Below are 26034 nucleotides of genomic sequence, written 5' to 3'. Positions count from 1 at the left end.
CGAAAGCCCCGTGCAAGGCACAGTCACCACACCAGGCGGGTCCGCGGTGGCCGGCGGCCCTGGCGAGGCCTTCCTCCTCGTCGTCGACGACGAACCCAACATCCGCGAACTGCTCGCCGCCTCGCTGCGCTTCTCCGGTTTCCGGGTCGCCTCCGCCGCCAGCGGCACCGAGGCCCTCGACCTGATAGCCGTCGAACGCCCCGACCTCGTCGTCCTCGACGTGATGCTCCCGGACCTCGACGGCTTCACCGTCGTCGAGAAGCTGCGCGAGCGGACCAACCGCGGCCAGATCGCCGGGCCCGTGCACGGCCACCCCGGCGACCACCTCCCGGTGCTCTTCCTCACCGCCAAGGACGGCGTCGGCGACAAGGTCCAGGGCCTCGCCGCGGGCGCCGACGACTACGTCACCAAGCCGTTCAGCCTGGAGGAGCTGATCGCCCGGATCCGCGCCATCCTGCGCCGCTCCGGCGGGCCCGCCGAGGACGGCCGGCTCATCGTCGCCGACCTCAGCCTCGACCCGGTCGCCCACGAGGTCACCCGGGCCGGCACCCCCGTCGCGCTCTCCCCGACCGAGTTCAAGCTGCTGCACTACCTGATGGCCAACGTCGGCCGGGTGGTCTCCAAGGCGCAGATCCTCGACCACGTCTGGGCCTACGACTTCGGCGGCGACCTCTCCATCGTCGAGTCGTACATCTCCTACCTGCGCCGCAAGCTCGACTCCGGCCCGGCCCACGGCCCCAAGCTGATCCACACCGTGCGCGGCATCGGCTACGCGCTGCGCCGCCCCCCGCAGGGCTGACCGGTCCGCTCCGTGTCCGCCCGGCTCTCCACCCGGCTGTCGGTGTTCCGGCGGCCGCTCTCCCGGCTGCCCCTGCCCCGGCGGCCGCTCTCCCGGCTGTCGAGGCTGTCCGGGCTGTCCCGGTTGTCAAGGCTGTCCCTGCGCGCCCGGCTGCTGGTGCTCGCGCTGGTGCTGGTCACCACCGGCCTGGCGGTCAGCGACGCCGTCGTCCTCGGCACCGTCCGGGTGCAGCTGGTCGACCAACTCGACGAGCAGCTCCAGCGGTACGGGCTGCCGCTGTCCCACAAGGGCCCGGTCCGGGTCGGCACCCCGGAGGCCGGGCGCCCCGCCGTCACCGGCAAGCGCAGCACCCTGCCCAGCCAGTACCTGGTCCAGTACCTCTCCTCGGACGGCAAGGTGCAGGCCGTCATGCGCCAGCCCGTCTCCGACAGCGACCCGGCGCCCCAACTGGCCGGCCTCGACCCGACCCGCACCGAACCCGACGTCCCCTTCGACCTGCCCGACCAGCGCGGCCACTACAACTGGCGGGTGCTCGTGCTGCCGATCCAGACCCCCCGGGCCCCGGCCGCCGCCAGCCCCAGCGACTACGCCTCGCCCGCCGTCACCGCGACCTACGTCATGGTGGCCGTCTCCCGCGCGGACATCGACGCCACCGTCGGCAAGCTGCGCAGCTCCTTCCTCGCGATCGGCGGCGCCGTCCTGGTGCTGATCGCCGCACTCGGCTTCTTCGCCGTCCGGGCCGGGCTGCGGCCACTGCGCCGGATCGAGGCCGGCGCCGCCCGGATCGCCGACGGCGAACTCTCCCACCGGATGCCGGAACTCTCCCCCGGCACCGAGGTCGGGCGGCTCTCCATCGCGCTCAACGGCATGCTCACCCAGATCGAGGCCGCCTTCGCCGCCCGCGCCGAATCCGAGGCCCGGATGCGGCGGTTCGTCGCCGACGCCTCGCACGAACTGCGTACCCCGCTCGCCGGGATCCGCGGCTTCACCGAGCTCTACCGGATGGGCGCGCTGCCCACCGACGGGGACGTCAAGCGGACCATGACCCGGATCGAGAGCGAGGCCGTCCGGATGGGCGCCCTGGTCGAGGACCTGCTGGTGCTCGCCCGGCTCGACGAGGAACGCCCGCTCGACCTCGCCCCGATGGACCTGCGCACCCTCGCCGCGGACGCGCTGCACGACCTCACCGCCCTCGACCCGACCCGGCCCGTCTCCCTCACCGGCCCGTCCGGCACCGGCGCCCCCGGCGCGGCCCCCGTCCTCGGCGACGAGGCCCGGCTGCGCCAGGTGGTCACCAACCTGGTCGGCAACGCGGTCAAGCACACCCCGCCCGGCACCCCGGTGCGGATCGGGGTCGGCGGCGCGGGCGGCGTCTGCCTGCTGGAGGTCGCCGACGCCGGGCCGGGGCTCACCGACGGCCAGGCCCAGCGGGTCTTCGACCGCTTCTACCGGGTCGACGCCTCCCGCAGCCGGCACGGCGGCGGCGGCGCCGGACTCGGCCTCGCCATCGCCACCGCGCTCACCCACGCGCACGGCGGCACCCTCACCCTGGACACCGCTCCCGGCGCCGGCGCCACGTTCCGGGTCGAACTGCCCACCAACGGTGACCGGACTTCCTGACGGCATTGTCGACACGTCAATTCCCTTGCTGACCAGGCAATGGAAGGCCGTTTTCGTTGCCGGAATACGGCATGGAGCGTAAAGAATCCGTGTGCCTATGATCAACGCTGTCGGGGCGTCAATAACGGCCCGGCACACGGCTTTTGCTTTCTTTCCGACCCGAAAGGGGTCATTGTGAAACTCCGCCGTACGCTGGTCTCGGCCGCCCTCGTCGCTGCCGTGATCTCGCCCGCAGCCATGCTCTCCGCGGCACCCGCCTTCGCGGAGTCGGCTTCGACGGCGCAGACCCGGAACGACACCGGCTCGATCGCGGAGCTGGAGAAGGCCGCCGCCGGCGCGGCCAAGGCCCACCAGGCCGCCGTCGCCGCCGAGGCCGCCGGGCAGGCCGAGACCACGGCCTTCATGAACAACCCGCAGCCCTACCTCGGCAAGCTCCAGGAGGCCCAGGCCGCCGCCAAGACGGCCGCCGCGGCCCACGAGAAGACCTACAACGAAGCCGTGGAGGCCTCGGCCGCGTACCGCTCCGCGAAGCCGGAGGAACTGGAAGCGGCCAGGGTGCGGATGCTGGCGGCGTTCGACGCGGCCAACGCCGCCACCGACGCGGACACCAACGCCAAGGCCGCCGTGACTGCCGCCGGCACGGCGCTGGACGACGCCAAGGTCGCGGCGATGCGCAAGCTCCACGGGCTGCAGGAGGCCACCAAGACCGCGGCCGCCGCCCAGGCCACCGCGGACAAGGCCCTCGCCGACGCCAAGGCCGCCGCCGAGAAGCCGGTCGACAAGCCCGCCGACAAGCCCGCGGACAAGCCGAGCGACAAGCCGGTCGAGCAGCCCGCCCCGGCCCCGGCGGAGCAGCCGGCCCAGCAGCCCGCCGCCGTCACCCCGGTCTCGGACACCACCGCGACCACCACCAACGGCACCGGCGCCGGCACCAAGGCGACCACCGCGAGCAGCCAGACCAAGTCGACGACCGCCGCCACGGCCAAGGCGACCACCGGTTCGACCACCGAGCTCGCCGAGACCGGTTCCAACCCGGCCACCCCGTACCTGGCGCTGGGTTCCGGCCTGGCCCTCAGCCTGGGTGCGGCGGCCCTCTACGTCTCCCGCCGCAAGCCGGCCCGCTCCTCCTCCTGATCCACCCGGTTCGCGCCCGCTCGGGAGGAGGGCGCGGACCCCACAGCACCCCGAACCGCAGGGCAGGCCCCCTCCCGGCCCGCCCTGCGGTTTCGCGTTTCCGGGCCCGAAACGCCCCGATCGGGTGAACCCCCACCGTTCACCCAACCGGCCCCTCGGTCGTGTGCGACGGTCCAGGTGCTCACTCACGCACCGGGAGATCGCTATGGACCCTGATCAGAGGTTGTGGAAGGCCTGGAAGACCATGGCCCTCCCGAAGCACACGCGCGCGGAGATCGACGAAGACAGCATCACCATCTCGGTCATCGGTGACCTCCGTCATGCAGCGGTGGGAGGTGGCCTCAGGAAGGTCCTGACGAAGCACCTGCGCGGGACGGGGTACACGGCGACGCAAGGTCGGTATGTGACCGCCGGTTTGAAGGTGATGAAACCTGACCTCGCCGTGGCACCGGACGACACGAAGGCGGCCGAACACCCTGAGGGTGTGGGGCTGTTGGCGTCCGGGATTCCCCTTGTCGCCGAGGTCGTGTGGCCCGACTGCTACGAACGCCGTGACCAGGAGTTCAAGCCGCGCGCCTACGCTTCCGCAGGCATTCCGGTGTACGTGATCATCGATGACTACGATCACGGCGGTACCGTGACCGTACTTTCCCGTCCCGACCCCGAGCGCCGTGCCTACGCCGCCTCGACCCGGATCCCGTACGGCGAGGAGGCCGTGATCCCCGAGGGCCCCGTGAAGGGGTTCGTGATCGGGCCGGAGATCACCGGTGAGCGCCGTGGCTGATCCCGTGGCTGGTCCTGGGGTGTCGTTCCGGCGGGATCTGTCCGAGTGGCGGGTCGCGCTGGTCGCGTGGCGGTTGCTGGTGTTGCAGGCGGCGGATCCGGTGGTGGGGGCCGGGATGGCCGAGCACTCGACGTACCAGGCGCATCCGTGGCGGCGGGTGGAGCACACGCTGGGGAGCGGGCGGCGGCTGTTCTACCAGGACGGGGAGGCGCTGCGGCGGGAGGTCGCGCGGCTGGACCGGGCGCACAAGCGGATCCGCGGGACGGCGCCGGACGGGCGGGCGTACGACGCCGAGGACGCGGCGACCCGGGCGTGGGTGCTGCTGACGCTGTTCGAGTGCGTGGTCGCGATGCGGCGGCTGGGCGGCGATCCGTACGACGCCGGCCAACTGGAGTCGGCGTACCGGGAGTTCACCGGATCGGTGGCGGCCTTCGGGCTGCCTGAGGGCGAACTCCCTGCCAGTGCCGCCGAGTTGCCCGCGTACTTCGCCCGGGCGGCGCGCGAGCGGCTTGAGCTCACCGAGGCGACCCGCTACCTGCTGGAGGACATGCTGCGCGGGGCCCCGCGGCCGCGCCGGCTGTGGTTCCTCGGTGACGCCGGGTGGCGGGTGCTGCGGGTGGTGGTGGCGCGGGCGATCACGGCGCTGACGGTGGCGGATCTGCCGCCGGCGGTGCGGGAGCGGTTCGGGCTGGTGCGGACGCGGCGGGCCGCGCTGTTGTCCTGGCTGCTGCACCGGGGCGCCGGCGCGGTCGTCCCGCTGCTGCCGGACCGGGTGCGCTACCGCTCTCCGGAGCAGGGCGGTGCTCCGGCCCGGTGGCGTCCGCCGCGTCAGGGCCGGCGCCGGGACGCGCGCGGGTCCCGGGTGGACCGGTTCTTCCGTGAGGTGCTGGACCAGACCGGCGACGGCTTCCTCACCGTCCACGACCTGCGGGCGATGGCGCACAACGTTTGCTGGCAGCTGGAATTGGACGAGGCCGCCGAGGCGCGGGTGTACCAGGCCTTCGACGGCTGGTGGGAGCAGCTGCGCGCGGCGATGGACGCGAACGGCGACGGCAAGGTGAGCCGGGAGGAGTTCGTGGCGGCCACCGTCGCGGGCTGCGACCGGGATCCGGCCTATCTGGAGCAGGGGCTGCTGCCCGCGCTGCGGGCCGTGTTCACCGCCGCCGACACCGACGGCAGCGGCTTCCTGGAGGCGGACGAGTACCGGGCGGTGTTCGGCGGACCGCGCGTCCATCCGGCCGAACTGTCGCACGGGTTCCGCCAGTTGGACGTGGACGGGGACGGCCGGATCACCGTGGAGGAGTTCCTGCACGGGTTCACCGAGTTCTTCACCGCCCGCGCCGACTCCACCCCCGGTACCCAGCTCCTCGGCCGGGCGTAGCGGGAGGACGTAGCTAAAGGGCTTAGCGGAGAAACGAGGACGGGACCAGGGGTCGCTGGTCCCGCCAGGCGCCCACGCCGTCCGCGACGGCGTGGGCGCCGCCGTGTCAAGCGCCGGATCGGCCAAGACCGCTCCGCCGGCTGCCCGGCCGTTCGTTGTCAGGGCCGTGGGCGGCTCCGCAGACTGTCCCCACCGCCACTGCGTTCACCACTGCACCGCCGCCGCACGGTCACGCGCGGTCACATGCGGCCACACAAGGCCACGCCCCGCTACGTACGGCTACGCACCGTTCCGAAGGTGTCAACCCCACCCCGCCTGCGATTCCTTCGTAAGGATGATGGATACTGCTCCTTGTGAACGTGTTCACGTTCACAAGCGGACAAGCTTGCGTAGTCGGGCAGCGGTCTACAGCTATAGATGAAGTTTGTCCGAAACATGCCCTTCAACAGGGCCGGTCGGTTGGAGAGAGGGCGACGTGGAGCTGGCAATCGCTCACGAGACCATCGCGCGATGGCAATTCGGCATCACCACCGTTTACCACTTCCTCTTCGTCCCGCTCACCATCAGCCTCGCCGCCATCGTGGCCGGGCTGGAGACCGCCTGGGTGAGGACGAACAAGGAGAAGTACTTCCACGCCACGAAGTTCTGGGGGAAGCTCTTCCTGATCAACATCGCGATGGGCGTGGTCACCGGCATCGTCCAGGAATTCCAGTTCGGCATGAACTGGTCCGACTACTCCCGTTTCGTCGGCGACGTCTTCGGCGCCCCGCTCGCGATGGAGGCGTTGATCGCCTTCTTCTTCGAGTCCACCTTCATCGGCCTGTGGATCTTCGGCTGGGACAAGCTGCCGAAGAAGATCCACTGCGCCTGCATGTGGATGGTCGCCCTGGGCACCGTGCTCTCCGCCTACTTCATCCTGGCGGCCAACTCCTGGATGCAGCACCCGGTCGGCTACTCGATCGACCCGGCCACCGGCAAGGCCCAGCTCACCGACATCGCCAAGGTGCTGTTCCAGAACACCACCCTCACCGTGGTGGCGCACACCCTGACCGCCGCCTTCCTCACCGGCGCGGCCTTCATGGTCGGCATCGCCTCCTTCCACCTCTGGAAGGCCAAGCGCAAGCCGGAGAACGCCGACCCCAAGAAGACCGCCGTGATGCGCACTTCGCTGCGGCTCGGCCTCGTCCTCGCCGTGGTCTTCGGCGCCGGCACCGCGCTCAGCGGCGACTCGCTCGCCAAGGTCATGTTCGAGCAGCAGCCGATGAAGATGGCCGCCGCCGAGGCCCTGTGGGACACCCAGTCGCCCGCGCCGTTCTCGATCTTCGCGGTCGGCGACGTCAGCAAGGGCCACAACTCGGTCGAGCTGGAGATCCCCGGGATACTCTCCTTCCTCGCCCACAGCGACTTCAACTCCTCCGTCCCCGGCATCAACGACACCGCGGCCGCCGAGGCCGCCAAGTACGGCGGCGACCCCAAGGACTACATCCCGAGCATCTTCGTCACCTACTGGGGCTTCCGCCTCATGATCGGTTTCGGGATGACCTCCTTCGTGGCCGGCCTGATCGGGCTCTGGACCACCCGGCGCAAGAAGTTCCTGCGCCCCGAGTTCCGCACCGGCGAGACCGAGGTGCCCCGGCTGATGCTCACCCCCGGGCGGGAGATGGGTCCGTTCCTCACCAAGTGGAGCTGGCGGATCGGCATCCTGACCATGGGATTCCCGCTGATCGCCAACAGCTTCGGCTGGATCTTCACCGAGATGGGCCGCCAGCCCTGGGCCGTCTTCGGCCTGATGACCACGGCGAGCGCGGTCTCCCCCAACGTGAGCGTCGGCACCCAGATCGGCGCCCTCACCACCTTCACCCTGCTGTACGCGATCCTCGCCGTCGTCGAGGTCCGGCTGCTGGTGAAGTACGCCAAGGCCGGCCCGGTGGTGACCGAGCAGCCCCCCGCCAAGGACCCGACGCTGCGCGGACCGTCCTCGGACGACGACGCCGACAAGCCTCTCGCCTTCGCCTACTGAGGACCACAGGGGATCTGACATGCAACTCCACGACGTCTGGTTCGTACTGATCGCGGTCCTGTGGATCGGCTACTTCTTCCTGGAGGGCTTCGACTTCGGGATCGGCATCCTCACCAAGCCGCTCGCCCGCAACACCGCCGAACGGCGGGTCCTGATCAACACCATCGGCCCGGTCTGGGACGGCAACGAGGTCTGGCTGCTGACCGCCGGCGGCGCCACCTTCGCGGCCTTCCCGGACTGGTACGCGACCCTGTTCAGCGGCTTCTACATCCCGCTGCTGATCATCCTGGTCTGCCTCATCGTGCGCGGCGTGGCCTTCGAGTACCGGGCCAAGCGCGACGACGCGCGCTGGCAGCGCAACTGGGAGGAGGCCATCTTCTGGACCTCGCTGCTCCCGGCCTTCCTGTGGGGCGTGGCCTTCGCCAACATCGTGCGCGGCGTCGACATCGACGCGCAGAAGAACTACGTCGGCACCTTCTGGGACCTGCTCAACCCGTACGCCATCCTCGGCGGCCTGGTGACGCTCAGCCTGTTCACCTTCCACGGCGCGGTGTTCGCGGCGCTCAAGACGGTCGGCGACATCCGCGACCGGGCGCGGGCCACCGCCCTGCGGGTGGGCGTGGTGGCGGCGGTGCTGGCGCTGGCCTTCCTGCTCTGGACGCAGGCCGACAACGGCAACGGCCGCAGCCTGGCCGCCCTGATCATCGCCGTGCTGGCCCTGGTCGGAGCCCTGGCGGCCAACCAACTCGGCCGCGAGGGATGGGCGTTCATCCTCTCCGGGGCGACCATCGTGGCCGCCGTCGCGATGCTCTTCCTGGCGCTCTTCCCGAACGTCATGCCCTCCACCCTCAACGACGGCTGGAGCCTGACCGTCAGCAACGCGGCCTCCTCGCCGTACACGCTGAAGCTGATGACCATCGTGGCCGCGGTGTTCACCCCGCTCGTGCTGCTCTACCAGGGCTGGACGTACTGGGTGTTCCGCAAGCGCATCGGCGTCCAGCACATCCCCGGGCACAACCCGGCCGCCGCGCTCGACCAGGCCTGACGCCGTGAAGCCGGTCGACCCCCGACTCCTCGGGTACGCCCGCACCACCCGTGCCTTCCTCGCCGGATCCGTGCTCCTCGGCGGGGCGGGCGCGGCCCTGGTGGTCGCCCAGGCGAGTCTGATCGCCGAGATCGTCGTCCGCGCCTTCCAGCGCCAGGCGACCCTCGGCGAACTGACCACGCCGCTGCTGCTGCTCGCCCTGACGGCCGTCGGGCGCGGGCTGGTCGGCTGGCTCACCGAACTCACCGCGCACCGGTCCGTCGCCCGGGTGAAGTCCACCCTGCGGCGCCGGCTGCTCGACCACGCCACCGCGCTCGGCCCGGCCTACCTGGCGGGCCGGCGCACCGGCGAACTCACCACCCTCGCCACCCGCGGCGTCGACGCGCTGGACGACTACTTCGCCCGCTACCTGCCGCAGTTGGCGCTCGCCGTCGTCGTCCCGGTGATCGTGCTGCTGCGGATCGTCGGCGCCGACTTCACCTCGGCCGCGATCATCGCCGGGACGCTCCCGCTGATCCCGCTGTTCATGGTGCTGATCGGGATGGCCACCCAGAGCCGGATGGACCGGCAGTGGGGCACCCTGGCCCGGCTCTCGCACCACTTCCTCGACGTGGTGGCCGGACTGCCCACCCTCAAGGTGTTCAACCGGGCCCGCGCCCAGGCCGCCACCATCGCCCGGATCACCGCCGACTACCGCCGCGCCACCCTGCGCACCCTGCGGATCGCCTTCATCTCCTCCTTCGCGCTGGAACTGCTCTCCACCCTGTCGGTCGCACTGGTCGCGGTCACCGTCGGCTTCCGGCTGGTGGACGGCACGCTCGACCTGGAGACCGGGCTGCTGATCCTGATCCTCGCCCCCGAGGTGTACTTCCCGATCCGCCAGGTCGGCGCGCTCTACCACTCCAGCGTGGAGGGCCTGACCGCCGCCGACGAGATCTTCCAGGTGCTGGAGACCCCGCTGCCCGCCGCCGGCACGGTGCCCGCACCCGCCCTCACCGGGGCCGTCGTCGCCGTCTCCGACCTGGTCGTACGCCACCCCGGCCGGACCGAGCCCGCCCTGGACGGCGCCGCGCTGACCCTGCGCCCGGGCACCACCACCGCCCTCACCGGCCCGAGCGGGGCCGGCAAGTCCACCCTGCTCGCCGTCCTGCTCGGCCTCGTCGCCCCGGACGCCGGCACCGTCCGGATCACCGCCGCCGACGGGCGGACCCACGACCTGGCCGCACTGGAACCGGCGAGCTGGCGGCGGCAGATCGCCTGGGTGCCGCAGCACCCGCACCTGTTCGCCGGGACGGTCGCCGACAACCTGCGGCTCTACCGCCCGGAGGCCACCGACGAGCAGCTGTGGACGGCGCTGCGGGCCGCGCACGCGCTCGACTTCGTGACCAGGCTGGACGCCCCGCTCGGCGAGGACGGCGCCGGGCTCTCCGCCGGGCAGCGCCAGCGGCTCGCGCTCGCCCGCGTCCTGCTCGCCGACGACCGGCCGCTGGTCCTCCTCGACGAGCCGACCGCCAACCTGGACGGCGCCTCCGAGGCCGCCGTCGTGGACGCCGTCCGGACGCTCGCCGAGGACCCGGCGCGCACCGTGCTGATCGTCGCCCACCGGCCGGCGCTGCTGGCCGTCGCCGACCGGCGGGTCCGGCTGGCGGGGGCGCCCGCCCCGGCCGCCGGCCCGGCTGCGGCGGTGGCCTCCGCTGCGGTCGGGCGGCCCGCGCACAGCGGGCGGCCGACGCCCGCCCCCGCCACGGCGCAGGACGAGCCCGAAGCCGACGCCGCCACCCCGAGGCTGGCGCTGTCCGTCCTGCTCGGCGCGCTCGCCCTCGGCTGCGCCGTCGCGCTGATGGCCACCTCCGGCTACCTGATCTCCCGGGCCTCCGAGATGCCGCCGGTGCTCTACCTGATGATGGCCGTCACCTCCGTACGGGCCTTCGGCATCGGCCGCAGCGTCTTCCGCTACGCCGAACGGCTGGTCTCGCACGACGCCGTGCTGCGCACCCTCGGCACCCTGCGGGCCGCCGTCTACCGGCGGCTCACCGCGCTCGCCCCGGCCGGACTGCCCGCCTTCCGGCGCGGCGACCTGCTCTCCCGGCTGGTCGCCGACGTCGACGCGATCCAGGACCACCACCTGCGCTGGCGGCTGCCGGCCGCCGTGGCGGGCGTGGTCTCGCTGGCCGCGGCGGCGGCGATGGGCGCCTTCCTGCCCGCCGCCGGGGTCGTGCTCGGGATCGGGCTGCTGCTCGCGGGCGCGGTGGTGCCCGCCCTGGCCGCCCGCTGGTCGGCCGGTGCCGAACGGCGGCAGGCCCCGGAGCGCGGGCGGCTCGCCACCACCGTCGTCGACGCCTTCACCGGCACCGCCGAACTCACCGTGGCCGGCGCGCTGCCCGGCCGGCTCGCCGCCGTCCACGGCGCCGACGCCGCGCTCACCCGGCTGGCCGCCCGCTCAGCGGCCACCACCGCGCTCGGCACCGGGCTGATCGCGCTGCTCACCGGGCTGACCGTGACCGCCGCGGCGGCCGTCGGCGTCCAGGGGGTGCACGGCGGCGCGCTGGCGCCGGTCTGCCTGGCCGTGGTCGTGCTCACCCCGCTGGCCGCGTTCGAGGCCGTCACCGGGATGCCGCTGGCCGTCCAGGCGCGCCAGCGCAGCCGGGCCGCGCGGGCCCGGCTGGACGAGGTGCTGGAGGCCGAGGCCGCCGTCCCGGAGCCGGCCGCGCCCGCCACGCTGCCCGAACAGCCGCTGCCGGTCGCCGTGCGCGGACTGACCGTCCGGCACCCCGGGCAGGCCGTGGACGCGCTCACCGGCGTCGACCTCGACCTCGCGGCCGGCCGCCGGATCGCCGTGGTCGGCCCGTCCGGCTCCGGCAAGACCACGCTGGCCCAGGCGCTGCTGCGGTTCCTGGAGCCGAGCGCGGGCGCCGTCACCTTCGCCGACGGCCGCCCACAGGCAGTGGACAGCCGCGCGCTCGCGGGCGAGGACGTCCGCCGGGTGATCGGACTGTGTGCCCAGGACGCCCACGTCTTCGACAGCTCGCTGCGGGAGAACCTGCGGCTGGCCCGGCCGGGCGCCACCGAGGACGACCTGCGCGCCGCGCTCGCCGCCGCCCGGCTGCTGGACTGGACGCTGACCCTGCCCGACGGCCTGGACACCATGGTCGGCGAGCACGGCGCCCGGCTCTCCGGCGGCCAGCGGCAGCGCCTCGCACTGGCCCGGGCCCTGCTCGCCGACTTCCCGGTGCTCGTCCTGGACGAGCCCGCCGAACACCTCGACCTGCCCACCGCCGACGCGCTCACCACCGACCTGCTGGCCGCCACCGAGGGCCGCACCACCGTGCTGATCACGCACCGGCTGGCCGGCCTGGACGACACCACCGTCGACGAGGTGCTGGTGCTGGACGGCGGCCGGGTCGCCGAGCGCGGCCGCTGGTCGGAGCTGATCGCGGACCGGGACGGGCGGCTGCACGCCATGTGGCGGCGGGAGCAGGAGGCGGACGGGCTGGTGGAGCGGGAGGCGGACGGGCTGCTGGAGCGGGAGGCGGACGGGCTGGTGGAGCCGGTCGGGGCCACCCGTTAGGACCGGTCGGGGCCACCTGCCAGGCCCGGTCAGGGCGCGGTTCCCGAGCAGCGCCGTCCTTCGGATGAAAAGCGTACAAACTAGGCTTTCTGCATGGACCCCACGCCAGAGCCCTCCGCCGCCGCGCCCGAGCCGACACCCCATCGGGTGCCGGAGATCGCCTCGCTCGGGCTGGACACCCTGGTCACCGAGGTCGCGGAGCGGCTGCAGTCGGCCGCCGCGGTCACCGACCGGATGCAGCGGCTGCTGGAGGCGGTGGTCTCGATCGGCGCCGGGCTCGACCTGCACGCCACCCTGCACCGGATCGCCACCGGCGCCGCCGAACTCGTCGACGCCCGGTACGCGGCCCTCGGCGTGATCGCCCCCGGCGGCACCGGCCTGGCCGACTTCATCCACGTCGGCGTCGACGACGAGACCGCCGCCGAGATCGGCGAACTGCCCGCCGGACGCGGCATCCTCGGCGCGCTGATCGACCGCCCCGAGCCGCTGCGGCTCGCCGACCTCGGTGCCGACCCGCGCTCCTCCGGATTCCCGCCGCACCACCCGGAGATGAAGACCTTCCTCGGCGAGCCGATCCGGGTCCGCGACGAGGTCTTCGGCAACCTCTACCTCACCGAGAAGAAGGGCGGCGGCGCCTTCACCCCCGAGGACGAACAGGTGGTGCACGCGCTCGCCGCGGCGGCCGGCGTCGCCATCGAGAACTCCCGGCTGTACGAGGAGGGGCGGCGCCGGGAACGCTGGATCGCCGGCGCCTCCGCCGTCACCACGGCGCTGCTCTCCACCGACCAGGCCGAGACCGCGCTCACCGTCGCGGCCGAGCAGGTCCGGGAGCTGGCGGACGCCGCGCTCGGCATGATCCTGCTCCCGACCGAACCGGCGGAGGACGGCGACGGGCAGATGCGGGTCGCCCACGCCTCCGGCGAGGCCGCCGAGTTCGTCCGGGGCGAGCTGCTGCCCAGGAAGAGCTTCGCGGCCCGGCTGCTCGCCGGGGAGAGCGTCTACCTGGACGACATGTCCAGCGACCCGACCGTGGAGATCCGGCTCGCCCGCGCCTTCGGCCCGTCCATGGCCGTCCCGATGGTCGCCGCCGGGCGGGTGCTCGGCGGGCTCTGCGTCTGGCGCCCGCGCGGCGCCCTGCCGTTCACCGACACCGAGAAGCAGCTCGCCGAGACCTTCGCCTCGCAGGCCGCACTGGCCCTGCGGCTCGCCGAGGGCCAGCGCGACCAGCAGCGCCTGGCCGTCTTCCAGGACCGCGACCGGATCGCCCGCGACCTGCACGACCTGGTGATCCAGCGGCTGTTCGCCACCGGGATGATGCTGGAGAGCGCGGCCCGGCGGTCCGTGGTGCCCGAGGTGAAGGTCGGCATCGGCAAGGCGGTGGACGAGCTGGACGCCACCATCCAGGAGGTCCGCACCACCATCTACGCCCTCCAGCACGACAACCACGGCGACGCGCCGGACACCCTGCGCACCCGGGTGCTGCGGGAGGCCAGCCAGGCCGCGGCCGCACTCGGCTTCAAACCCTCGGTGAGCTTCGTCGGGCCGGTGGAGAGCCTGGTCGAGGAGAAGAACGGCCGCCAACTGCTCGCCGCGCTCAGGGAGATGCTCTCCAACACGGCCCGGCACGCGCGGGCCTCCCGGGTCGGCGTCGAGATCGACGCGACCGCCCACCTGGACGACACCGGCCGGCCGGTGAGCGGTGACCCGGAGTCGCTGGACCGGGGCGGGCGCCCGGGCGTGCTGCTGACGGTGACCGACGACGGCGTCGGCATCCCGGCGGGCGGGCGCCGCAGCGGCCTGCTCAACCTGACCCGGCGGGCCGAAGCGCTCGGCGGCGCCGCCTGGCACGAGGCCGGGCCGTACGGGAAGGGCACCAGGGTCCGCTGGACGGCCCGGCTCTGAACCCGGCCCGATCCTCCTCGGCGGTTGGCCGGTGAAAGTTAAACGAGGGAGAACTTCCCGACCAACAGCGCAAGTTGTGAACGTTCTGGGCTTTCCGTGGGTCCGTGTGCACACATAGCTTTGCACCGGTCTCGGAGGGGTAACCGGACGGGGGAGCAGTGGACGCGTCTGGCCGCGGGAACACCGCAGCAGGGGCAAGTCGAGGCGGGTTCAGGACGGAGCGCGCCCCGGACGGGCGGTACCGCTGGCAGCTGAAGGCGCCGAACGGCCGGGTGGTGGCCATCACCGCCGCCATGTTCGAGACGCCCGGCGAGGCCGAGCGCGGCTTCGACGGATTACGCGTCGGGGCCGCCGAACTCACCGCGCGGATCACCCACGTCCGGGACGGCATCGGCTGGATCTGGGTCGTCCCCGGGTCGCGCAGCCTGCCCGAGGTGCGCTCCAGCCGCGCGTACGAGCGGTACGCGACCTGCCAGAACGCCTTCCGGCGCTTCGTCGTGCTGCTGGCCAAACAGCCCGCGCGGGACCTGCCCGTCCGGGAGCTGCCCGCGCGTGACCGGCCCGTTCGCGACCAGTCCGTTCGCGACCAGCCCGTTCGCGACCAGTCCGTTCGTGAGCGGCCCGCTCGGGAGCGGCCGGTTCGTGACCTGCCGGGCCGTGAACTTCCCCGGAACACCGTCTCGTTGAGACGCCCCGATGGCCGCTGAGGGGCGCGGCCCCCGTCTGCTGATCGTCCCCGCACCCGAACGCTGCCTGGGCTGGGCGCTGCGCGCCGCCAACGGGCGGCCGCTCGGCATGGGCGTGCGCACCTACCGCAGCGAGGAGGAACTCGCCGAGGCGGTCCGGGTGTTGCTGATCGAGCGGGCGGCCCTGCGATGTTCGGTGGCCCAGTCCGAGGGCCGGCAGTGGGTGTGGTCCGCCTACCTGCCGGTGCGCAGCACCCGGCGGACGGCGGTCGAGCCCGCGCCGGTGGCGCGCAGCGCCCGCGGCTACCTGCGGCGCGACCAGTGCCAGGCCGGCGCCGAGGGCTTCCTGTCCGGACTCCAGTGGGTGGGGCAGGAGTTGCGGCGGGGCGGTCGGGACGGTCGCTGGCCGCTGTGAGGCGGCCGGGGCCCACGTGCAGTTCCGGTGAAGCGCAGGTTTCCGGCAACACCCCGAGTCGCCACCTGGAGAAGAACGTCATCGGCCTCTGACCACCCCCTTTCCCCTCCGCCGCGCCCGCGCTGACCAGTCGCTAAACCTCGTCGAACCGATGAGTCGACAATCCCGACCCGCCCTCGACCTCCCTTCCGGCGGAACCACCGGGCCGGACAGGATCTGCACTGCCGGAGCGGCCGCAGCGGACGCGGCCACCGGCCCCGGGCTCCCAACCAGAGCACGGGTCCACGCGATGGACGTCTCTCCCACCGGAGGAAGAGAAACATGCGTAAGACCGCTGCCAAGCTGCTCACCATTGCCGCCCTGGCGACCTCCCTGGCCACCGTCGCCAGCGGCACCGCCCTGGCCGACCCGGCGTCGCTCCCGGCCGCCAAGGACATCGTGGGCGTCGGCTCCGACACCACCCAGGCCGTCCTGAACCAGTTCTCGGCGGACTACAACGCCACCATTCCGAGCAGCAACACCACCACCCCGCGCCTGTACAGCTGGGACGCGACCGGCACCTCGCCGATCACCACCAAGACCGGCGCCACCTCCATCGCCCGCCCGAACGGCTCCGGCGCCGGCATCACCGCGCTGAAGAACAACACCAGCGCCACCGTGGACTTCGCCCGCTCCTCGCGCGGCCCGGCGTCGACCGACCCGAACACCTTCGACTTCGTGGCGTACGCCACGGACGCGGTGTCCTGGGCGGCCCAGAACGGCGGCAACGCGCCGGCCAACCTGACCACGCAGAACCTCAAGGACATCTACACCTGCAACGTCACCACCTGGGACCAGATCGACCCCAGCCTGCCCAGCACCACCATCAAGCCGTTCCTGCCGCAGTCCGGCTCCGGCACCCGCTCCTTCTTCCTCTCCACCATCGGCGTCTCGGCCTTCGGCCTCTGCGTCACCGAGGGCGTGCAGGAGAACGAGGGCAGCGACGCCCAGCTGAACGACCCCGACGCGCTGGTTCCCTACTCCGTCGCCCACTACGTCGGCCAGGTGTACTACGGCAAGGGCAGCGGCGCCGACGTCCAGGGCCCGCTGACCATCCGCAACGTGAACGGCGTCGCCCCGGTCGACACCGTCAACAAGGTGATCACCAACGCCTTCGCCGGCACCTCCTACGCCCGCAGCGTCTACAACGTGGTCCGTCACTCCGACTGGATCGCCACCGACACCCACGGCACCGCGCTGCGCGCCATCTTCGGCACCAGCGGCTGGGTCTGCACCAACGCCACCGCGTCCGCCGACCTGAAGAGCTTCGGCTTCCTGCCGCTGCCGGCCGGCGCCTGCGGCAGCGTCACCCACTCCTGATCCACCCCGCACCATCCGGCGGCCACGGGCGCAGCGCCCGTGGCCGCCGGCCATCGGAGGAGCCGTCGAAGGGGCCCGGGACCATGCGTGGAACGACGAAGAAGCTGCTCGCCGCCGCCGCTCTGGCGACGGCGGTCGTCACCGCGACCGGCGGCACGGGGGCCGCCGATCCGACGTCGCTGCCGGCCGCACGGGACATCGTGGGGGTGGGGGACGGCGTCACGCAGCTGGTGATGAACCAGCTCTCCGCGGACTACAACGCCACCATCCCGAGCACCGACACCACCACGCCGCGCCTGTACAGCTGGGACGCGACCGGCACCTCGCCGATCACCACCAAGACCGGCGCCACGTCGATCGCCCGCCCGAACGGGGCCGACGCCGGCATCCAGGCCTTGAAGAACAACACCAGTACCGCGGTGGACTTCGCCCGCTCCTCACGTGGTCCGGCACTGACCGACCCGAACACCTTCGAATTCGTGGCGTTCGCATCGGACGGGGTGTCCTGGGCGGCCAAATCCGGTGGTAACGCGCCGGCCAACCTGACCACGCAGAACCTCAAGGACATCTACACCTGCAACGTCACCACCTGGGACCAGATCGACCCCAGCCTGCCCAGCACCACCATCAAGCCGTTCCTGCCGCAGCCCGGCTCAGCCCTCCGCACGAACTTCCTGTGGAAGATCGGCGTCTCGGCCTTCGGCCTCTGTGTGACCGAGGGTGTGCAGGAGAACGAGGGCAGCGACGCCCAGTTGAACGACCCCGACGCGCTGGTCCCCTACTCCGTGGGGCACTACGTCGGGCAGATGTACTACGACCGGGGCAGCGGTTCGGATGTGCAGGGCCCGCTGACCATCCGCAACGTCAACGGCGACGCGCCGGTCGACACCGCGAAGAAGGCCATCAACAAGAACTTCGTCGGCGGTAGCTACGTCCTCTCCCTCTACCACGTGCTCCGCCGCTCCGACTGGAACGCCGCCGCCGCCCACGGTGCCGCACTGCGCTCCGTCTTCGGCGCCGACGGTTGGATCTGCACCAATCCGACCGCCCTCGCGGACATCACCGGGTTCGGCTTCCTTCCGCTGCCGCCCCACGCCTGCGGGAGCATCACGCACAGCTGACCACTGCTCCACCCGCACCATCCCACCTCTCCCAAGGAGTTCAGCATGGCAAGAACCGGCATCCGCCTCGCCACCACCGGTGCCGCCGTCGTCCTGGCGGTCACCGGTGTCGGCGGTGTGGCCGTGGCCGACACCACCGCCACCGCGCCCACCGGCAGCGCCGTGATCACCGTCGACGGCGCGTTCCTGGCCAAGTCGGTGCTCAAGGGCATCGTCGTCGTCCCGCTGACGCCGGCCACCGCGGCCGCCGCCAACAACGCCATCACCGCGACCTTCCCGGTGACCGGCGGTGCGGCCAACATCCCGTCCTTCTCCGGGGACGTGCAGTTCGGCGGCAGCCTGCTCTTCTTCAACGCCACGAACGGCAAGAGCGTCGTCTTCAAGCAGCTCGACTTCGGCGTCCGCAGCTGGAAGATCACGGCCGTCCCGGACGGCGGCACCAACCCGGTGGCGCTGCTGGACCCGCTGGGCGACACCCAGGTCGGCCGCACCGGCACCACGCAGAGCCTCACCGCTTCCAGCCTCCAGGTGGACGCGGAGGGCGCGCAGTACCTGGACAAGGCCCTCGGCACCACGTACTTCACCGGCGGCCAGTCGGTCGGCTCGCTCGCCCTGTCCTTCACCCCGGGCAGCTGACCCCCGGCCCGCGATGACCGCGGGGTGATCTGCGGGCCCGCACCCCGGTGCGGGCCCGTACGCATTCGGACGACGCAACTCCGTTCCATGGGTGCCGCGTTGGGGTCTCGTACACCCTGTCGACCGGATCCGGCCATATCCGGCTGGCGCAATGGTCAGGTACCGGAACCGTCCGGTCGTCCGCATGCCTGATCCCCCTTGCGCCGCGTGCTGGGCGGCGCGGATTCGCACGGAGGTGCCCGCCATGAGAGTCCGACTACCCGACCGGAGGGATCCGGGGTGGTGGCGTCGCCGATGGCCGGCGATCGCGATGGTGTGGTCGGTGGTGGTGGCCCTCGGGGTGGTGCCGATCGGCCTGGGGGCGGTGCCACAGGCGGTGGCGGCGTCGTCCGCGGTGACGGTGAAGGGGCCGAAGCTCTGGAATCCGAGCACCGGGACGTACGGCAAGCAGGGGAGCATCACGCTCTCGCAGTCGAAGGACCTCACCAACCAGGTGGTCCAGCTCTCCTGGAGCGGCTTCACCCCGACCACGGACGGCAACGGCCAGCCGAGGACGATCGTGAAGCCCGGCGACGCCTACTCCTTCTTCGCCGTCCGGATCTACGAGTGCCGCGGCACCGATCCAAAGGTCACCGACTGTTACGGCAGCACCATGTACGGGCTGGATCCGGCTGCCGGGTTCCAGCAGCGGAAGACCGACGTGCCTGCGCCGGACTTCCCGAGCAACATGGTGATCTCCCCCACCAGTATGGACGGTTCGGGAGCCGCGACCATCGAGTTGTACACGGGGCTGCAGAGCCCGACCCTGGCCTGCGATGCCACCCACCCGTGTTCCCTGGTGGTGGAGGCCAACTACGGCGGTGACAGCCTCGGCCAGACGAATCCGCAGCAGACCGTGGACTGCACGAACCACACCCTCGATCTCACCACCGGATACAAGCTCGCGTCGGACGAGGTGTTCGGCAAGGACGCGGCCAACGGCATGTCGAGCGGCGAGCAGTGCGCCTGGGAGAACCGGGCCGTGGTGCCGCTGGCCTTCGCGCCCTCGCCGGCCGCCTGCGAGGCGCAGACGTCGGCGTTCCGTGCCGCGGGCCTGGAGGCGGCCAACCGGGCCGTGCAGCTGTGGCGTTCCGGCCTGTGCCTGGGCGACAACCCGCTGTCCTTCCAGTACCTTCCCGCCGGCGGTGAGCCGCAGGCCCGGGCCGACTTCCTCGGCGGAGCGACGGACGTCGCCCTGACGGTCCGACCGGACACGTCGACGCCGCAACGCCCTTACGTCTACGCGCCGTTGTCGGCCTCTGGCGTGTCGGTGGCCTTCGTGGTCGACGACCCGTCGACCGGTCGGCAGATCAGGGACATGAAGCTCAACGCCCGGCTGCTGGCCAAGCTCCTCACCCAGTCGTACTCGCCCGCCGGAGGCGTGATCGCCTCCGTGAAGGGCAACCCGACCTGCATCTTCCGGGACCAGGAGTTCCTGAAGCTGAACCCGCTGCCGCCGGAGAGCGGGCTGAAGTGGCCGACGTCCTGCGCGGTCTCGCAGTCCAGCCCCATCGTGGTCGGCGGCACGACGGACCTGGTGTACCAGCTGACCTCGTGGATCGCCTCCGACCCGGACGCCGCGCGCTTCCTGGACGGCGAGCCGGACCCGTGGGGCATGCGGGTGGACACGTACTACCTGCGGCCGGCCTTCTCCGGCTACCCGACCGACTCCTTCGCCCGGCAGGACTCCTCCGGGCTGGTCGGGGCGACGACGCAGCCGCGCAGCAACTGGCGCGAGTACGAGTGGAATCCGGTCACCACGGGGCTCGGTGACGTGGCGCGGAAGCTGCTGCAGAACAAGCCGACCTGCATCGATCCGACCATCCAGCCCGACGGCGGCCACAACCAGTGCGCGCCGATGGACCCGGGCAGCCGGACGCTGTTCTCGATCATGGACGCCGGCCAGGCGAAGGCCTACGCGCTCCCCGAGGCCCAACTCCTCAACCCGGCGGGCGGGTTCGCTGCGCCCAGCACGTCCAGCTTCCAGTCCGCGGTGGCGGACATGACGGTGGACGCGTCGACGGGTGTCCAGCAACTGCCGTACGGCGTCGCCGACACGGCGTACGCCCACGACCAGTTCGCCTACCCGCTGACCAGCGTGCAGTACGCGATGGTGCCGACCAAGGGCGTGCCCGACGCCAAGGCGGCGGCGATCACCAAGTTCCTGAAGACGGTGACGACCAGCGGCCAGGTGTACGGCACCGAGCCCGGCCGGCTGGCGCAGGGCTTCCTCGCCCTGAACAACGCCCAGCGCGCGCAGGCGGCGGACGCCGCCTCGCACGTGGAGACGCAGGACGGCAAGCTGCCCGGCAACCAGGCCGCGCCGCCGAACCCGCCCCCCGTCACCCCCGACCCGGGGACGACCGGCGGCACCGGGGGCACCCCGGCGGGCGGATCGGGCTCCACGGACGGCGCCGCTCCCGGCACCGCGCCCGCGCCCGTGAGCGACGGCGGCACGGCGGCCGGCGGGACCGGGGACACCTCGGCCGACGGCAACACCTTCGGCACGACCGGCGGGACCAGCGGCACCGGCGGCACCGGCTCCATCGGATCCACCGGTTCCACCGGGACGACCGGCGGCACGGCCGGCACCGGCGGATCCGCCGCCGTCCCGGCCGCCGCAACGGCCGGCGGGGCGAAGGCCGCCGCTGCCCCCTCCGCGTCCGGCAAGCCGATCACCGTGGCGCCCGTCGCGGCCGGCACGCCGGCGGCGGACCGCTCCGGCATGGCCCGCCTGCTGCTCCCGATCGCGCTGATCGGCGGCCTGGTGCTGCTGGTCGGCGGACCGGCGACGCTGCTGCTGGGCGGCACTCCGGCCGGGCAGAAGGCGCTGACCGGGCTGCGCGAGGGCTGGTCGCGGGTGCGTCGCCGCCGCTGGGGCCGCTGACGCCCGGGGCTGACGCCCGCGCCGGTTGACGCCGGCGCACCTCGGACGAGTCGGCAGGGCCGCCGTTCCGGCCCCGCCGACTCGTCCGCCCGGTCCCGTTGCCGTCTGCCCCGGGCCCGCTGACCAGGCCCGCAGCCCGACCCGCGCCGCCCGCGCGTCGGCGACCGGACCGACCGGCGGCCGGAACGCCGGCGACCGACCGACCGGCGACCGACCGGAACGCCGGCGACCGACCGACGACCACGAACCAGCCGACCGAGCCGCCTTCGACGCTTTCGTCGGGCCGCCGTCCAGGCCGGGGCACCGCCCCGGCACCCGTACCCGAGCACGGAGAGCAGACCATGACAGCCGCCGCCGAGCCCGCGGCACCGTACGCCGGGGCGCCAGGCCACCCCGACGGCCAGCCCGACCCCGACGTCCCGCGCGTCATCACCGCCCCCGCCACCCCCGGCGACCGGGTGTTCCGCGGCGTGCTGCGGCTCGCCGGGATCTCGGTCTTCGCCATCATGGGGCTGATCGCGTTCTTCCTGCTGCTGCGCGGCACGGACGCGCTGCGCGCGGTGGGCTGGTCGTTCCTGACCGAGCAGAAGTGGCAGACCGCCGCGCACAACTTCGGCATCGCCGCCGTCCTGCCGAACGGCCTGCTGATCGCCGTGATCGCCCTGGCCATCGCCGTCCCGGTGGCGCTGACCACAGCGGTCTTCATCGCCGAGTACGCGCCCGTGCGGCTGCGTTCGGTGCTGGTCTCGCTGATCGACCTGATGGCGGCGATCCCCAGCATCATCTACGGCCTGTGGGGGCTGTTCTTCCTCCAGCCGCGCATCATCGGCTTCGTCCGCTGGCTGGCCAACCACCTCGGCGACGCGATCCCCTTCCTGAAGGTGCGCACCGGCGACATCGGGACGTCCTACACCTCGTCCACCTTCATCGCGGGCGTCGTGGTCTCCCTGATGATCATCCCGATCGTCACCTCGCTCAGCCGGGAGGTGTTCTCCCAGGCCCCGCAGGGCGAGCGGGAGGGCGCGTACGCGCTCGGCTCGACCCGCTGGGGGATGGTGCGCGCGGTGGTGCTGCCGTTCGGCAAGGGCGGTGTGATCGGCGCGGTGATGCTGGGCTTCGGCCGGGCGATGGGGGAGACGATCGCCGTCGCGCTGATCATCTCGCCGAACTTCAAGACCATCACACACATCCTCGAGAACGGCGCCAACTCGATCTCGGCGCTGATCGCGCTGCGCTTCGGCGAGTCGGACGCGCTGTCGCTCTCCGCGCTGATGGCGGCCGGCCTGGTGCTGTTCGCACTGACCCTGCTGGTCAACGTCGCGGCCGGTTTCGTGATCAACCGGTCGCGCTCCGGCGCCTCGACCGCGGACTGAGAAGGGCGGCCGACATGACCAACCCCGTTGAAGGGACGACCCGATGACCACGCTCGACCTGCCACCCGTGGCCGCGTCCGAGCCCGCCGAGGCGCCGCCCGCCCCCGCACCCGTACCCCCGCGCCCGGAGCGGCGGGTGAAGCTCGGCGGGGTCACCCGCGAGGACGTGCTCACCGTGGCCGGCTCGCTGGTCGGCTCGCTGGCGCTGGACTGGATGAGCTACGAGCGGATCCTGCCGTTCAGCGGCGCGTTCGGCTTCCTGGTCTGCTGGTACGTGCTGTTCCTGGCCGGCTACTTCACCCTCGGGCGGCTCCAGTGGGGCAGGCTGCTGGTGCGCGAGCGCCTGGTGTCGGTGGTCGCGTGGAGCTCCGGACTGCTGGTGCTCGCGCTGATCGTCGACCAGATCGGCTATCTGGTGGTCCGAGGCTCCGAGGCGGCCCAGCACCTGAACTTCTTCACCGAGTCGATGGAGAGGACGGCCGCGCTCTCCCCGATCACCTCCGGCGGTGCGCTCAACGCGATCGTCGGCTCGCTCGAACAGCTGGGCCTGGCCACGCTGTTCGCGGTGCCGCTGGGCATCGCCGCGGCGGTCTTCATGTCCGAGGTCGGCGGCCGGATGGCCCGTCCGGTGCGGACCCTGGTCGAGGCGATGACCGCGCTGCCGTCGATCGTCGCGGGCCTGTTCGTGCTCGGCGTGGTGATCCTCACCCTCGGGTTCGAGCAGAGCGGGTTCGCGGCCTCGCTGGCGCTGACCGTGATGATGATGCCGATCGTCACCCGGGCCGCCGAGGTGGTCATCCGGCTGGTGCCGGGCACCCTGCGCGAGGCCTCGTACGCGCTCGGCGGCAGCCAGTGGCGGACGGTGTGGAACGTGGTGCTGCCGACCGCCCGGCCCGGTCTGGTGACGGCGGTGGTGCTCGGCATGGCGCGCGGCGTCGGCGAGACCTCGCCGGTGCTGCTGACCTCGGGCTTCACCGCGCAGTTCAATGCCGACCCGTTCACCGAGCCTCAGGTGTCGCTGCCGCTCTACATCTGGAACTACGTCAAGCAGCCCTACCCCGAGATGGTCGCGCGGGCCTTCGCCGCGGGGCTGACCCTGATGGCCGTGGTGCTGGTCCTGTTCGTGACCGCCCGGGTGCTCGGCGGCCGTCGGCCCGGCCAGTTGACGCGGGGCCAGAAGCGCCGGATCAACCGGGACGCCCGTCGTCTCGAGGCGGCCGCCGCGGCCGCCGTCGCCCGCCCGTACGCCATCCAGCCGGAGAAGCGCTGATGCCCAGCCCAACCACCCTCCGTACCAGAGGAGTTCCCATGTCGTGGGAGGCCGCAAGCCGCCCCGTGGCCCGCACCCTGGCCGTGCTGCTGTCCCTGTCGCTCGCCGCGGCCTCACTGCTGCTCGGGCAGGGGGCGGCGTTCGCGGCGTCGGTCGCGCTGAGCGCCCAGGGCTCCAGCTGGTCCGGTCCGGCGATCGACCAGTGGCGCCAGGACGTCGGGCCGCAGGGCATCCAGATCAACTTCAATCCGGTCGGCTCGGCCGCCGGCCGCACGGCCTGGAGCAACGGGCAGACCGACTTCACCGCCTCGGACGTGCCGTTCCGCAGCGGGGATGACACCGGCCTCAGCGAATCGGCCCGCACCGGCGGCCAGGGCGGCCGGGAGAACCCGGTCTACGGCTTCTCGTACGTGCCGATCACCGCGGGCGGCACCACCTTCATGTACAACCTGCAGGTCGGCGGCAAGCAGGTCCGCGACCTGCGACTCTCCCCGCAGACCATCGTGGACATCTTCACCAACAAGATCACCAACTGGAACGACCCGAAGATCACCGCCGACTACGGCAAGCCGCTGCAGAGCATGCCGATCACCCCGGTGGTCCGTTCGGACGGCTCCGGCGCCACCGCGCAGTTCACCCGTTGGATGGAGCACAGCTACCAGGCTCAGTGGGACGACTACTGCAAGTCCGTCAACGGCACCACCTGCGGCGACTACACCGAGTTCTACCCGCCGTCCGGCCGGATGACCGCGCAGAACGGCTCCGACATCGTCGCGGGCTACATCAAGTCCTCGATCGGCCAGGGCACCATCGGCTACGACGAGTACGCCTTCGCCAAGCGCAGCAACTGGCCGGTCGTGAAGGTGCTCAACAAGGCCGGCTACTACTCCCTGCCGACGGCCTCCAACGTGGCGGTCGCGCTCACCGCGGCGAAGATCCGCGGCGTCGACGACAACACCCCGGCGAGCGACCCGAACTACCTCCAGCAGAACCTCGACGGCGTCTACACGATGGACGACCCCCGCGCCTACCCGATCTCCAGCTACAGCTACGTGATCGTTCCGCGCGCCGGAGCGGAGCTCAAGCCGCCGCCCCGCTTCAACAACGACAAGGGCGGCGCACTCAGCCGCTTCCTCGCCTACGTCCTGTGCGAGGGCCAGGGCGAGGCGGACGGCCTCGGCTACTCGCCGATCCCGCGCAACCTGGTCAAGGGCGGGTTGCTGCAGACCAAGAGCATCCCGGGCAACGCCAGCCCCGTCGACCCGGACACCCTCTCCAACTGCGCGAACCCGACCTTCAACTCGGCCGGTGAGCTGACCGTCCTCAAGAACGCGCCGCAGCCCAGCCCCTGCGACAAGCAGGGCGCTCCGCTGGACTGCACCGTGCAGGGCGGCCAGCCGGTCAAGACCGGTTCGGGCGCGGGTAGTTCGGGCGGCACCGGCGGCGGCGCGGCCGGCGGGACCGGCGGCACGGGCGGCACGGGCGGTACCGGCGGCACGGGCGGCACGGCCGCCGGCGGTTCGGGCCGGACCGGCAACGGCACGGCCGCAGGCACGTCCGGCGGCACCGGCGGTACCGGTGGCGGTACGGGCGGTGGCGGCGCGGGCACCGGCGGCACCGGGGACGGCGGCGCAGCGGCCGACGGCGCGGCCGGCACGGACCCGAACGCGGCCGGTGCCGCGCCGGGCGACCCGGGCACCGAGGACGTCGTCGACCCGCAGACCGGCCAGGTCGTCGCCCGCGGCCGCGGCGGCAGCACCGAGGTCGCGGCGAACGTGGTCGAGGTGGCCGGCAAGCCCGAGGACTGGACGCTGAGCACGCTCACCGCCCTCGAACTGCTCGCCGTGGTGCTCGTCCCGCCGCTGCTCGGCCGGCGGCTGCTGCGGCGGCGCAAGTCCTCGGACGGCGCCTCGTGACCGCCCCGGTGCTGGAGAAGCCGGCCGCCCCCGCGCGGCCGGCCACGCCCGCGGGCCCGCCCGCCGCGACCCCCGCGGC

General features: G+C 72.5%; 18 protein-coding genes. All 18 read left to right on the top strand.

The window, feature by feature from the left end; all coding sequences use genetic code 11:
* Positions 1-10 precede the first annotated feature (10 nt).
* The 18 genes from ACFWPI_RS20675 to ACFWPI_RS20590 all read left to right on the top strand — a co-directional run bounded on the left by ACFWPI_RS20675 (position 11) and on the right by ACFWPI_RS20590 (position 25955).
* Positions 11-799, top strand: coding sequence for a response regulator transcription factor (locus ACFWPI_RS20675; protein WP_244293403.1), 789 nt, complete (start codon positions 11-13; stop codon positions 797-799).
* Between the two features lie 12 nt (positions 800-811).
* Positions 812-2419, top strand: a complete 1608-nt coding sequence (locus tag ACFWPI_RS20670; RefSeq protein ID WP_380371395.1) for a sensor histidine kinase — start codon at positions 812-814, stop codon at positions 2417-2419.
* A 174-nt stretch (positions 2420-2593) separates the two neighbouring features.
* Complete coding sequence (locus ACFWPI_RS20665; protein ID WP_380371397.1) at positions 2594-3553, top strand: LAETG motif-containing sortase-dependent surface protein; 960 nt, start codon at positions 2594-2596, stop codon at positions 3551-3553.
* Between the two features lie 205 nt (positions 3554-3758).
* Positions 3759-4337 (top strand): Uma2 family endonuclease, encoded by a 579-nt coding sequence (locus ACFWPI_RS20660; protein ID WP_380371400.1) that lies wholly within the window; start codon positions 3759-3761, stop codon positions 4335-4337.
* Between the two features lie 4 nt (positions 4338-4341).
* Positions 4342-5718 carry an oxygenase MpaB family protein gene (locus ACFWPI_RS20655; RefSeq protein ID WP_380371403.1) on the top strand — a complete coding sequence of 459 codons (1377 nt, stop codon included), beginning with the start codon at positions 4342-4344 and terminating at the stop codon, positions 5716-5718.
* Between the two features lie 475 nt (positions 5719-6193).
* Positions 6194-7738, top strand: coding sequence for a cytochrome ubiquinol oxidase subunit I (locus tag ACFWPI_RS20650; RefSeq protein WP_063348399.1), 1545 nt, complete (start codon positions 6194-6196; stop codon positions 7736-7738).
* A 19-nt stretch (positions 7739-7757) separates the two neighbouring features.
* Positions 7758-8783 (top strand): cytochrome d ubiquinol oxidase subunit II, encoded by a 1026-nt coding sequence (gene cydB, locus ACFWPI_RS20645; RefSeq protein WP_063348398.1) that lies wholly within the window; start codon positions 7758-7760, stop codon positions 8781-8783.
* A 4-nt stretch (positions 8784-8787) separates the two neighbouring features.
* Positions 8788-12351: a thiol reductant ABC exporter subunit CydD gene (gene cydD / locus ACFWPI_RS20640; protein WP_380371406.1), complete on the top strand. Its 3564-nt coding sequence runs from the start codon at positions 8788-8790 to the stop codon at positions 12349-12351.
* Between the two features lie 93 nt (positions 12352-12444).
* Positions 12445-14253 carry a GAF domain-containing protein gene (locus ACFWPI_RS20635; protein ID WP_380371409.1) on the top strand — a complete coding sequence of 603 codons (1809 nt, stop codon included), beginning with the start codon at positions 12445-12447 and terminating at the stop codon, positions 14251-14253.
* A 272-nt stretch (positions 14254-14525) separates the two neighbouring features.
* Positions 14526-14960 carry a hypothetical protein gene (locus tag ACFWPI_RS20630; protein ID WP_380424958.1) on the top strand — a complete coding sequence of 145 codons (435 nt, stop codon included), beginning with the start codon at positions 14526-14528 and terminating at the stop codon, positions 14958-14960.
* On the top strand, positions 14950-15354 hold the full coding sequence (locus tag ACFWPI_RS20625; RefSeq protein WP_063348394.1) for a hypothetical protein: 405 nt from the start codon (positions 14950-14952) through the stop codon (positions 15352-15354). Before ACFWPI_RS20630 ends, ACFWPI_RS20625 begins: the two co-directional genes overlap by 11 nt.
* 321 nt (positions 15355-15675) lie before the next feature.
* Complete coding sequence (locus ACFWPI_RS20620) at positions 15676-16713, top strand: PstS family phosphate ABC transporter substrate-binding protein (RefSeq protein ID WP_063348393.1); 1038 nt, start codon at positions 15676-15678, stop codon at positions 16711-16713.
* 83 nt (positions 16714-16796) lie between these two features.
* Entirely contained in the window at positions 16797-17834 is a 1038-nt protein-coding gene (locus tag ACFWPI_RS20615) for a substrate-binding domain-containing protein (RefSeq protein WP_380380663.1), read from the top strand.
* Between the two features lie 45 nt (positions 17835-17879).
* On the top strand, positions 17880-18470 hold the full coding sequence (locus ACFWPI_RS20610) for a hypothetical protein (protein WP_063348391.1): 591 nt from the start codon (positions 17880-17882) through the stop codon (positions 18468-18470).
* Between the two features lie 244 nt (positions 18471-18714).
* Positions 18715-21396, top strand: a complete 2682-nt coding sequence (locus ACFWPI_RS20605) for a hypothetical protein (RefSeq protein ID WP_380380661.1) — start codon at positions 18715-18717, stop codon at positions 21394-21396.
* Positions 21397-21737: 341 nt separating this feature from the next.
* Complete coding sequence (gene pstC, locus ACFWPI_RS20600) at positions 21738-22769, top strand: phosphate ABC transporter permease subunit PstC (RefSeq protein ID WP_063348389.1); 1032 nt, start codon at positions 21738-21740, stop codon at positions 22767-22769.
* 43 nt (positions 22770-22812) lie between these two features.
* Positions 22813-24039, top strand: a complete 1227-nt coding sequence (pstA, locus tag ACFWPI_RS20595; RefSeq protein WP_380380658.1) for a phosphate ABC transporter permease PstA — start codon at positions 22813-22815, stop codon at positions 24037-24039.
* A gap of 38 nt (positions 24040-24077) precedes the next feature.
* A complete protein-coding gene (locus ACFWPI_RS20590; protein ID WP_380380656.1) occupies positions 24078-25955 on the top strand; it encodes a substrate-binding domain-containing protein in 1878 nt (625 codons plus the stop codon).
* The last annotated feature ends 79 nt before the right edge of the window (positions 25956-26034 follow it).

The organism is Kitasatospora sp. NPDC058492 (assembly GCF_042720685.1).
Lineage (GTDB): Bacteria > Actinomycetota > Actinomycetes > Streptomycetales > Streptomycetaceae > Kitasatospora.
The sequence above is the reverse complement of the archived record's forward strand: the minus strand, read 5'-3'. Positions and strand labels throughout refer to the sequence as shown.

What these genes read in the sequence shown, in the direction of transcription:
- ACFWPI_RS20660 (WP_380371400.1), top strand. Translation starts at nt 3,759, where the DNA reads ATGGACCCTGATCAGAGGTTGTGGAAGGCCTGGAAGACCATGGCCCTC.
- cydB (WP_063348398.1), top strand. Translation starts at nt 7,758, where the DNA reads ATGCAACTCCACGACGTCTGGTTCGTACTGATCGCGGTCCTGTGGATC.
- ACFWPI_RS20635 (WP_380371409.1), top strand. Translation starts at nt 12,445, where the DNA reads ATGGACCCCACGCCAGAGCCCTCCGCCGCCGCGCCCGAGCCGACACCC.
- ACFWPI_RS20625 (WP_063348394.1), top strand. Translation starts at nt 14,950, where the DNA reads ATGGCCGCTGAGGGGCGCGGCCCCCGTCTGCTGATCGTCCCCGCACCC.
- ACFWPI_RS20620 (WP_063348393.1), top strand. Translation starts at nt 15,676, where the DNA reads ATGCGTAAGACCGCTGCCAAGCTGCTCACCATTGCCGCCCTGGCGACC.
- ACFWPI_RS20615 (WP_380380663.1), top strand. Translation starts at nt 16,797, where the DNA reads ATGCGTGGAACGACGAAGAAGCTGCTCGCCGCCGCCGCTCTGGCGACG.
- ACFWPI_RS20610 (WP_063348391.1), top strand. Translation starts at nt 17,880, where the DNA reads ATGGCAAGAACCGGCATCCGCCTCGCCACCACCGGTGCCGCCGTCGTC.
- ACFWPI_RS20605 (WP_380380661.1), top strand. Translation starts at nt 18,715, where the DNA reads ATGAGAGTCCGACTACCCGACCGGAGGGATCCGGGGTGGTGGCGTCGC.
- pstC (WP_063348389.1), top strand. Translation starts at nt 21,738, where the DNA reads ATGACAGCCGCCGCCGAGCCCGCGGCACCGTACGCCGGGGCGCCAGGC.
- pstA (WP_380380658.1), top strand. Translation starts at nt 22,813, where the DNA reads ATGACCACGCTCGACCTGCCACCCGTGGCCGCGTCCGAGCCCGCCGAG.
- ACFWPI_RS20590 (WP_380380656.1), top strand. Translation starts at nt 24,078, where the DNA reads ATGTCGTGGGAGGCCGCAAGCCGCCCCGTGGCCCGCACCCTGGCCGTG.